Origin of the sequence: Mycobacterium sp. Marseille-P9652 (assembly GCF_902652685.1) — a bacterium.
In the GTDB taxonomy this organism is placed as follows: domain Bacteria; phylum Actinomycetota; class Actinomycetes; order Mycobacteriales; family Mycobacteriaceae; genus Mycobacterium.
In genome coordinates, this window is record NZ_CACRUY010000062.1 from 19,036 (window position 1) to 28,374 (window position 9,339).

Annotated in this window: 8 protein-coding genes and 1 pseudogene; 7 read left to right on the forward strand and 2 right to left on the reverse strand. The window is 68.8% G+C overall.

Translation table 11 applies throughout. The features are described from left to right. Positions 1-5 precede the first annotated feature (5 nt). Together GPY60_RS22995 and GPY60_RS23000 are read right to left on the reverse strand one after the other, a co-directional pair. Complete coding sequence (locus GPY60_RS22995) at positions 6-554, reverse strand: DUF3558 domain-containing protein (protein WP_156690003.1); 549 nt, start codon at positions 552-554, stop codon at positions 6-8. Beyond that, the gene (locus tag GPY60_RS23000; RefSeq protein ID WP_156690004.1) at positions 551-1,108 is read right to left on the reverse strand and encodes a DUF3558 domain-containing protein; all 558 of its coding nucleotides are present in this window, start codon (positions 1,106-1,108) and stop codon (positions 551-553) included. The genes GPY60_RS22995 and GPY60_RS23000 overlap by 4 nt, the downstream gene beginning before the upstream one ends. A 172-nt stretch (positions 1,109-1,280) precedes the next feature. Between GPY60_RS23000 and GPY60_RS23005 the strand changes: the two genes are divergently transcribed. The 7 genes and pseudogenes from GPY60_RS23005 to GPY60_RS27790 all read left to right on the forward strand — a co-directional run. Beyond that, positions 1,281-3,038 (forward strand): ABC transporter ATP-binding protein, encoded by a 1,758-nt coding sequence (locus GPY60_RS23005; RefSeq protein WP_156690005.1) that lies wholly within the window; start codon positions 1,281-1,283, stop codon positions 3,036-3,038. Next, positions 2,960-4,897 (forward strand): ABC transporter ATP-binding protein, encoded by a 1,938-nt coding sequence (locus GPY60_RS23010; RefSeq protein WP_370462804.1) that lies wholly within the window; start codon positions 2,960-2,962, stop codon positions 4,895-4,897. The genes GPY60_RS23005 and GPY60_RS23010 overlap by 79 nt, the downstream gene beginning before the upstream one ends. Before the next feature lie 113 nt (positions 4,898-5,010). Further along, entirely contained in the window at positions 5,011-5,727 is a 717-nt protein-coding gene (locus tag GPY60_RS23015; protein WP_156690007.1) for a C39 family peptidase, read from the forward strand. Positions 5,728-5,958: 231 nt separating this feature from the next. Continuing rightward, on the forward strand, positions 5,959-7,098 hold the full coding sequence (embR, locus tag GPY60_RS23020) for an ATPase/transcriptional regulator EmbR (RefSeq protein WP_156690008.1): 1,140 nt from the start codon (positions 5,959-5,961) through the stop codon (positions 7,096-7,098). A gap of 125 nt (positions 7,099-7,223) precedes the next feature. Then, positions 7,224-8,367: pseudogene (locus GPY60_RS23025) on the forward strand (serine/threonine-protein kinase); the annotation flags it as partial. Further along, positions 8,277-8,711 carry a hypothetical protein gene (locus GPY60_RS23030; protein WP_156690009.1) on the forward strand — a complete coding sequence of 145 codons (435 nt, stop codon included), beginning with the start codon at positions 8,277-8,279 and terminating at the stop codon, positions 8,709-8,711. The pseudogene GPY60_RS23025 and the gene GPY60_RS23030, both read left to right, overlap by 91 nt. 513 nt (positions 8,712-9,224) lie before the next feature. Further along, positions 9,225-9,339, forward strand: a 115-nt coding sequence (locus tag GPY60_RS27790; RefSeq protein WP_370462806.1) for a hypothetical protein, incomplete at its 3' end; no start/stop codon positions are given.

A 9,339-nucleotide genomic window follows, 5' to 3' on the forward strand; every position in this document is an offset into this window, starting at 1 on the left:
GGGGGCTACGAGTTGGTGGCCAGCGTCAGTTCCATCAGCTTGAGGGCCTGCGCGCAGGCGTCGATGCCGGGCGCCTGGGGGTTGACCCACCAGCCGACCACGCCCGCCGCGTCACTGGCCACGCCGCACGCGCCGTTCGGGTCGTCGGGGCGCATCACGATCGACTCGATGCCGGCGATGTTGCGGTTCTCCACCTTGTACTTGAGGAAGTCGGCGACCTTGCGCTCCTCGGAGAGGCTGCCCTGCTCGAACCAGAACCGGGTGATGTCGATGAGGCCGGCGGGGTTGGCCGCCTGCCACCGGCAGATCGCGCCGACGAACGTGCTCTGGATGTCGAGCGGGTCGGCGCCGACGGTCTTGGCGAGGATGTCGCTGGTCAGCACCTCACACTCCTTGAGCAGGTTCGGGTACTGCTGCTGGGAGTTGTTGTTGCGGGGAACGTTTCCGCCCGCCTTGACGGCGTTGACGGCCACCGACTTCGAGCAGCCGGTCAGCACCAGCAGGGCCAGGGCGACCACGATCACCGCGGCCCGGCCGCGCGCCGCGGCGCTCATTTCGCGTTCGCAATCGACTGGCGGGCGAGTTCCTTGGCGATGTCGCAGGGTGGCGGGAACGGCTTCTGGCTGAAGCTGACCGACCACTCGATGAAGTCGTCCTGAAATTGAATGCCCACCTCGCACAGGGAGTCACCCAGGTTGGGCTCGTTGCCGACGGCGATGAATCCGCTGTGGCCGTTGATGTTGATGTCGTCGACGCTCGCCCGCGACAACTCCTCCGTCTTGCGCTCCCGCCCGATCGGGCTGCCGCGGTACCAGGAGAAGGAGAAGTGCGGCCCCAGGATGCCGCCGCCCGCCAGCCACTGACAGCCCACCGAGTTCCGCGCGGTGTTGACCAGGCCACTCATCTTCGTCAGCTCCGTCACCGTCTGGTCGCTGACGCCTCCGCATTGCGGGAACATCGGCCCGTGGTGCCCCTCCGCGTTACCGGAGGTTGGGGACACCGTTCCCCCCGATTTGTTGTCCCCGGAACTCGAGCATCCGGCGACCGTCGGGATCACCAGGGCCAAGGCCGACACCGCCAGGGCCAGCGCCCGCCCGCTACGCCGCACCAGTACCCCGCCCTTGCTCAGCCTGCTCCCGCTCCACACGATGCACTGTAGCGGCAGCCCACAGGCTCAACCACCGACGCGCCACCTGAGCAGGCATTTCCTTCTCGGGCCGGCCGCGACGACCGCGCGCGTGCCGACCGGCGCGCCGCCCGCGGTGTGCGACAGTAACCAGATGCTCCTGGCACTGCTGCGCCAGTACCTCCGGCCGTACCGCCGGCCGGTGGCGGCGCTGATGGTGCTCCAGGTGGTGACCACGATGGCGTCGCTGTACCTGCCGACGGTGAACGCCGCGATCATCGACGAAGGCATCGCCAGGGGCGACACCGGCACCATCGTCAGGCTGGGCATGGTCATGCTGGCGGTGACCGGCTTTCAGGTGCTGTGCTCCGTCGGGGCCACCTACTTCGGCTCCCGGACCGGGATGGGCTTCGGCCGCGACCTGCGCGGGGCGGTGTTCGAACACGTCACCACGTTCTCCGACCGCGAGACCGCGCGATTCGGCGCGCCCACACTGCTGACGCGCAGCACCAACGACGTCCGCCAGATCCAGTACCTGGTCCAGATCGGGGCCACCGTGCTCGTCGCGGCGCCGATCATGTGCGTCGGCGGCATCGCGATGGCCGTCCACCAGGAGGCGGCGCTCACGTGGCTGTTGCTGGTGAGCGTCCCGATCATGGCCGTGGCGAACTACCTGATCATGTCACGGATGCTGCCGCTGGTGCGCCGCATGCAGGCCCTGATCGACGGCGTCAACCGGGTGCTGCGCGACCAGTTGTCCGGCGTGCGGGTGGTGCGGGCGTTCGCGCGCGAGCGCTTCGAGCGCGACCGGTTCGACCGGGCGAACACCGCCCTGTCGGGCACCGCGCTGAGGGCGGGAAACCTGCAGGCGCTGATGCTTCCGGTGACCACGCTGACCGTCAACGCGTCCAGCGTCGCGCTCATCTGGTTCGGCGGGCTGCGCATCGACCGCGGCCAGATGCAGGTCGGATCGCTGACCGCCTTCCTGGCGTACTTCACCCAGATCCTCATGGCGGTGGTGATGGCGACGATGACGCTGGTCGTGCTGCCGCGCGCGTCGGTGTGCGCCGAACGGATCACCGAGGTGCTGTCCACCCGCGCCGGGGTCGAGGAGCCGCAGCATCCGAGACTGCCGGCCGGGGGGGTCACCGGGGTGGTGCGCCTGGAGCGCGCGACGTTCACCTACCCCGGTGCCGATCGTCCCGTGCTGCAAGACATTTCACTGACTGCGTTGCCGGGCACCACCACCGCGATCGTCGGCGGCACCGGTTCGGGCAAGTCGACGCTGGTGTCGCTGATCTGCCGGCTCTACGACGTGACCGGCGGCGCGGTCCTGCTCGACGGCGTCGACGTCCGCGACTATCCCACCGAGCGGCTGTGGGCGGCGATCGGGCTGGTGCCCCAGCGCGGGTATCTGTTCTCGGGCACCGTCGCGGACAACCTGCGCTACGGCAAGCCGGGGGCCACCGACGAGGAGATGTGGGAGGCGCTGCGGGTGGCCGACGCCGACGCGTTCGTGCGGGCGCACCCCGACGGGCTGCGCATGCGCGTCGCGCAGGGCGGGATCAACTTCTCCGGCGGGCAGCGGCAGCGACTGGCGATCGCCCGCGCGGTGATCCGACGACCGGCCGTCTACCTGTTCGACGACGCGTTCGGCGCGCTCGACGTGCACACCGACGCGCGGGTGCGCGCGTCGGTGCGCGAAGCGGCGCGCGACGCAACGGTGCTCGTCGTCACGCAGCGAATCTCGACCGCCGCCCTGGCCGATCGGGTGATCGTCGTCGACGCCGGACGAATAGTGGGTTGTGGCACGCACGATGCGCTGCTGGCCGACTGCCCCACGTATGCGGAGTTCGCCGACTCGCAGTCCGTGGGCGCCCTGCGCTCGGGCCGCCTGGGCGGCACGCCGTGACCGCGCCGTCGAGCGACTTCTGGCGTACGGCGACCCGCCTGCTCAAACGCCTTGCGCCACAACGCGGCCCAGCGGTCGCCGTGATGGCGCTCGGGGTCACCGGCACGGTGATCGGGGTCGCCGTCCCGCGGATCCTCGGCCACGCCACCGACCTGTTGTTCGACGGCGTGGTCGGACGGCGGCTGCCCGCCGGGCTGACCAAGGCGCAGGCCGTCGCCGCGGCCCGCGCGCGCGGCGACAACGCCTTCGCCGACCTGCTGTCGGGGATGAAAGTGGTGCCGGGCAAGGGCGTGGACTTCGGGGCCGTGGCCCGGACGCTGGCCCTGGCGCTGGCGCTGTATCTCGTTGCGGCCCTGCTGTTGTGGGGGCAGGCGCGGCTACTGAACCTCACCGTGCAGCGCACCATGGTGGCGCTGCGTTCCGACGTCGAGGACAAGGTCCACCGGCTGCCGTTGTCGTACTTCGACGGACGACAACGCGGCGAGCTCTTGAGCCGGGTGACCAACGACGTCGACAACGTCCAGTCGTCGCTGTCGATGACGATCAGCCAACTGCTCACGGCGGTGCTGACGTTCGTGACGGTGCTGGTGATGATGCTGACCATCTCGCCGCTGCTGACCCTGATCACCGTTGCGGCGGTGCCGCTGTCGCTGCTCGCGACGCGGGCCATCGCACGGCGGTCGCAGCGCCTGTTCGTCGCCCAGTGGACCAGCATCGGCCGCCTCAACGCCCACATCGAGGAGACCTACAGCGGGTTCACGCTGGTCAAGACGTTCGGCCACCAGGCGGCGGCGCGCGAGCAGTTCCGCGCCCTCAACGACGACGTCTACCGGGCCAGCTTCGGCGCCCAGTTCGTCTCCGGCCTCGTGGGGCCCGCGACCACGTTCGTCGGCAACCTCGGTTACGTCGCGGTCGCGGTGGTGGGCGGCGTGCAGGTGGCGGCCGGTCACCTCACCCTCGGCAGCATCCAGGCGTTCATCCAGTACGTGCGGCAGTTCAACGCGCCGCTCGGCCAGGTGGCCGGCATGTACAACACGCTGCAATCCGGGGTGGCCAGTGCCCAGCGGGTGTTCGACCTGCTCGACGAGCCCGAGGAGCCGCCGGACCCCGCGCCGGCCACGCGGCACCGCGCTGCGGGTGCCGGCGGGCGTGTCGAATTCGAGGGCGTGAGCTTCTCCTACCACCCGGGCACGCCGGTGATCCGCGACCTGTCGATGGTGGCCGAACCGGGCAGCACGGTCGCGATCGTCGGGCCGACCGGGGCCGGCAAGACCACGCTGGTGAACCTGCTCATGCGGTTCTACGACGTCGACTCCGGCCGCATCCTGGTCGACGGGGTCGACATCACGACGATGAGCCGGGAGTCGCTGCGATCGCGAATCGGCATGGTGCTGCAGGACACCTGGCTCTTCGACGGGACGATCGCCGAGAACATCGCCTACGGCAGGCCGGACGCCACGACCGACGAGGTGGAGGAGGCCGCGCGGGCGGCGTACGTCGACGCGTTCGTGCACACGCTGCCCGCCGGCTACCAGACCCGGGTGAGCGGCGACGGCGGGAACATCAGCGCCGGCGAGAAGCAACTCATCACGATCGCCCGCGCGTTCCTCGCGCGGCCTGAGCTGCTGATCCTCGACGAGGCGACCAGCGCGGTGGACACCCGCACCGAGGCGCTCATCCGGCGCGCCATGCGCGAGCTCCGCCGTGCTCGTACGAGTTTCGTTATCGCGCATCGTCTTTCGACGATCCGTGATGCCGACCGCATCCTGGTGGTGAACGCCGGCCGGATCGTGGAGCAGGGCGACCACGCCGAGCTGATGGAACGCCGAGGCGCCTACTACGCGATGACCCGCGTGTAAGCCGGCAGCCGGGTCACTCCAAGAATTCATTCAGATAACGGAAAGGCCACGATCAGACCCTTTTCTCAACCCGCCAAGACCCGCCAACGGGCGGAAGGAGAAAAGGACACACCATGACCGGCACGATCGCCCGCATCGCCAAGACCCTGACCTTCGCCGCGGCCGCCACATGCGTCGCGCTGGGCCTCGCCACCCAGGCCGACGCGGCCTCGGGCACCATGTACGGGGACCCCGCCGCGGCCGCCCAGTGGTGGCGCCACCAGAAATACGACGACTGCGTCCTCATGTCGAGCGCCGACATCGTCGGTCAGGTCACGGGCAGGGAGCCCTCGGAGCAGTCCATCATCAAGAAGGCCCAGAACACGCCGAGCGCCATCCACCCGGGCTCGATCTACATCAAGCCGGCCGACACCAAGAACCCGAACTCGGGTCAGGGCACCATGTTCGCCGACGTCCCGACCCTGCTGAAGCTCTACAACGTCGACGCCGTCATCAGTGACAAGGACCACGCCGCCAAGACCGGCGTGCCCGCCGGCCTGGAGGGGATCGAGCAGCTATTGGGCAGCGGCCACGCGGTGATGGTGAGCGTCAACGGCGAGATGATCTGGGGCCAGCCGATCGACCCGAACTCCCAGGACGAGAACGGCAACCCGGTGTCCGACCACGCCGTGGTGGTGACCGGTATCGACACCGCCAACAACGTCGTGCACCTCAACGACAGCGGTGACCCCAAGGGCCGCGACGAGCAGATCCCCCTGGGCCTCTTCGTCAAGGCGTGGGACACCAGCAACGAGCTGGTGGTGGTCACCACGGACAAGGTCCGCTACTGACCCACCGGCGCGACGACCGCCCCGGCGCAGATGCCGCCGGGGCGGTCGCTCGTCCGAGTTGACCTGGCGGGCAATATCTTTCGTGCTCGGCGCCGTATCACTTTGGCGGACAGCGGGGTCCGGCCGCGGTGGCAAACCCGCGGGTACTACCGGATCGGCCGGTATTCGTATGACAATGACAGATCGCCGGCGCGATGACAGCGCGGAATCCGAAGGGAAGTGGTGAACGCGATGGCGGGCCAACGCCTCGAACTGGGTCTGCTGGGGCCGTTGGAAATGCGGGTGGACGGCGGCCTCGTGCCGTTGGGAACGCCCAAACAACGGGCGGTGCTCGCCATGCTGCTGATGAACCGCAACGCCCCCGTCGGTGTCGACAGGCTGATCACGGCGCTGTGGGAGGGCTGGCCTCCGTCGGGGGCGCGCGCGAGCATCCATTCCTATGTGTCCAATCTGCGGAAGCTGCTGAGCGGTCACGGAATCGACCCGCGCGTGGTCCTGGCGGCGGCACCGCCGGGGTACCGCTTGAGCATCGACGACGGCGCTTGCGACCTCGGGCGGTTCATCGCCGAGAAGACCGCCGGTGTGCACGCGGCCGCCTCCGGCCGGTTCGAAGAGGCCAGCTCGCACCTCTCGGCCGCGCTGGCGCAGTGGCGCGGGCCGGTGCTCGAGGACCTGCGCGACTTTCAGTTCGTCGAAACGTATGCCACCTCGCTCGTCGAGGAGAAGATCCTGGTTCACACCGCCCAGGCGGAGGCCGAAATCGCCTGCGGCCGTGCGTTCGCCGTGATCACCGAGCTCGAAGCGCTGACCGCGGAGCACCCGTACCGCGAACCGCTGTGGGCGCAGTTGATCACCGCCTACTACCTCACCGACCGCCAATCCGATGCGCTCGGCGCCTACCGCCGGGTGAAGGCGACGCTCGCCGAAGACCTCGGCATCGACCCCGGACAGACCCTCCGCTCCCTCAACGAGCGGATCCTGCGCCAGGAGCCGCTGGACGCCAAGAAGTCGGCGAAGACCACGGCCGAGGGCACCGCGACCCTGCTCGACCAACGCACCATGGCGTCGGGCCAGAAAGCCGTCGCGTACCTGAGGGCGGCGACCGGGCGCAGTTATCCGCTCCTGGCGGCGGCCACCCGGATCGGCCGCCTCAGCGACAACGACATCGTCCTGGACAGCCCGAACGTCAGCCGCCACCACGCCGTCATCGTCGACACGGGCACCAACTACATCCTCAACGATCTGCGGTCGTCGAACGGCGTGTACGTGCAGCACCAGCGAATCCGGGCCACCGCCACCCTGCACGACGGCGACCACGTGCGCATCTGCGACCACGAGTTCACCTTCGAGACCGCCGGCGGCGAAAACTAGGCCGGCTCGTGCGGACCGCAATTCGTCCGGATGTCTCGCGAGCGGGCGGGTAGGGGGCTTAACGTCATGACTGCCCGCCCGGCGCAACGCACTGCGCCGGTGGCGGAAGATGCGGAGGTGTGGGGATGGGTGATGGGCAGTCCTCGCGGGTGGGTTCGACGTTTGGGCCGTATCACCTGAAACGGCTGTTGGGCCGGGGTGGCATGGGTGAGGTGTACGAGGCCGAGAACACCGTCAAGGAATGGCCGTGCGCGGTCAAGCTGATGACCGCCGAGTTCAGCAAGGACCCGGTGTTTCGCGAGCGGATGAAACGCGAAGCCCGCAACGCGGGCCGGTTGCAGGAGCCCCACGTGGTGCCCATCCACGACTACGGCGAGATCGACGGACAGATGTTCATGGAGATGCGCCTGATCGAGGGCATCGACCTGGACAGCGTGCTGGAACGATACGGTCCGCTGACCCCGCCGCGCGCCGTCGCCATCATCACCCAGATCGCCTCGGCGCTGGACGCCGCCCACGCCGCCGGGGTCATGCACCGCGACGTCAAACCCCAGAACATCCTCATCACCCACGACGACTTCGCCTACCTGGTCGACTTCGGCATCGCCAGCGCCACCACCGACGAGAACCTGACCCAGTTGGGCACCGCGGTGGGCACCTGGAAATACATGGCCCCCGAGCGGTTTACCAACGAGAAGGTGACCTACCGCGCCGACATCTACGCCCTGGCGTGCGTGCTATACGAGTGCTTGACCGGGTCGCCGCCGTACACGTCCGGCAACGTCGGCGCGCTCGTCAACGCCCACACCACGTTTCCCATTCCGGAGCCGAGCGCGGCACGGCCGGGCATCCCCAAGGCCTTCGACTCCGTGATCGCCCGCGGCATGGCCAAAAAACCCGAAGACCGCTACGCCAGCGCCGGGGACCTGGCCCTCGCCGCCCACGACGCCTTGTCCGACCCCGACCAAGACCGCGCCGCCAACATCGTGCGCCGCAGCCAAGAAGCCACCCTGCCCGCCGCCGCGGCCCTGGTCGTGGTGCTCGTCGCCGTGGGTATCGGGATCTGGATCGCGACGCGCGGCGGGGGCAAGTCAAAACCGCAAGCCAGCCCGACGCCGACCACCACCTCCACCACCCGGCCGACCACCACGACCACCACGCCGGTGAAGGACGCGCAGATGGCCAAGCTGCTCAACAGCCTTCCCCCCGGCTACCCCAGCGGCACCTGCACCCCGACCACGCCCAAGCCGAACACCATCTGGTCCACCGCGGTGGCGATGGTGAACTGCGACCAGAACACCAATCAGGGCGGGCCGTCGAGAGGCGTCTACGGGTTGTTCGCCAACGCGGACGCGCTTAACAAGGCGTTCGCCGACGACACCACCGCCGACAACGTGCAGCTGGTCACGTGTCCCGGGGCGGACAAGAATCCGAACGACTGGCACCACCCCGACACCCCGACCGTGAAGGCCGGCGAGATCGCCTGCGCCACCTACAAGGGTCACCCAAACCTGGTGTGGAGCAACCAGTCCAAGCTGTTGCTGTGCGACGTCTTCGGGGATCCCCCCACGATCGATGAACTGCACACCTGGTGGGGCGACTACGGCGGCTGACCGGCACGCCGACCGTCGTCCGGCCAGTCCGGAAAGCCCACGCCGGCAGAGCGTTTCGAAAGGTGGCGCCCCGCCGCCGCTCAGCTGGGTGCGGTAGACGAGTCAGGCGGCCACGTATCTCATCGCGAGCGGCGGCCCACCGGCCACCCAAGAGCCACAGCACAATTGGACGGACAGCGCGCGGTATCCGAGGCAGTAGACGGCGAATGACCACGCGCGGTGGTGGTGAACACTGATTCCCCTTCGCGTCGATCGGTATGAGCCCAGGGTCCGATCGCCGGCTTGGGGCATCCTCGGCGGGTTCTTGGACGGGTGGTCGTCGCATCATGGGATGGCACAGGCGATGCCGGGAGCGCGCGCCCGACGATCGGTCTGATGTCGTCGTTATCCTGCGGCGGCCCGGACGCACGCCTTACCGTCGTGATTGCTGAGACAGGGGCTTGCGACCGAGCGGTCGACCCCGGGTTTGTTGATATGGTCGCCTGTGCCGGGCTTGGCGATGGAGGTGTGGGGATGGGTGATGGGCAGTCCTCGCGGGTGGGTTCGACGTTTGGGCCGTATCACCTGAAACGGCTGTTGGGCCGGGGTGGCATGGGTGAGGTGTACGAGGCCGAGAACACCGTCAAGG

Excerpts from the sequence above, each read along its gene's own strand:
- GPY60_RS22995 (WP_156690003.1), bottom strand. The coding sequence starts at position 554 with ATGAGCGCCGCGGCGCGCGGCCGGGCCGCGGTGATCGTGGTCGCCCTG.
- GPY60_RS23005 (WP_156690005.1), top strand. The coding sequence starts at position 1,281 with ATGCTCCTGGCACTGCTGCGCCAGTACCTCCGGCCGTACCGCCGGCCG.
- GPY60_RS23015 (WP_156690007.1), top strand. The coding sequence starts at position 5,011 with ATGACCGGCACGATCGCCCGCATCGCCAAGACCCTGACCTTCGCCGCG.
- embR (WP_156690008.1), top strand. The coding sequence starts at position 5,959 with ATGGCGGGCCAACGCCTCGAACTGGGTCTGCTGGGGCCGTTGGAAATG.
- GPY60_RS23030 (WP_156690009.1), top strand. The coding sequence starts at position 8,277 with ATGGCCAAGCTGCTCAACAGCCTTCCCCCCGGCTACCCCAGCGGCACC.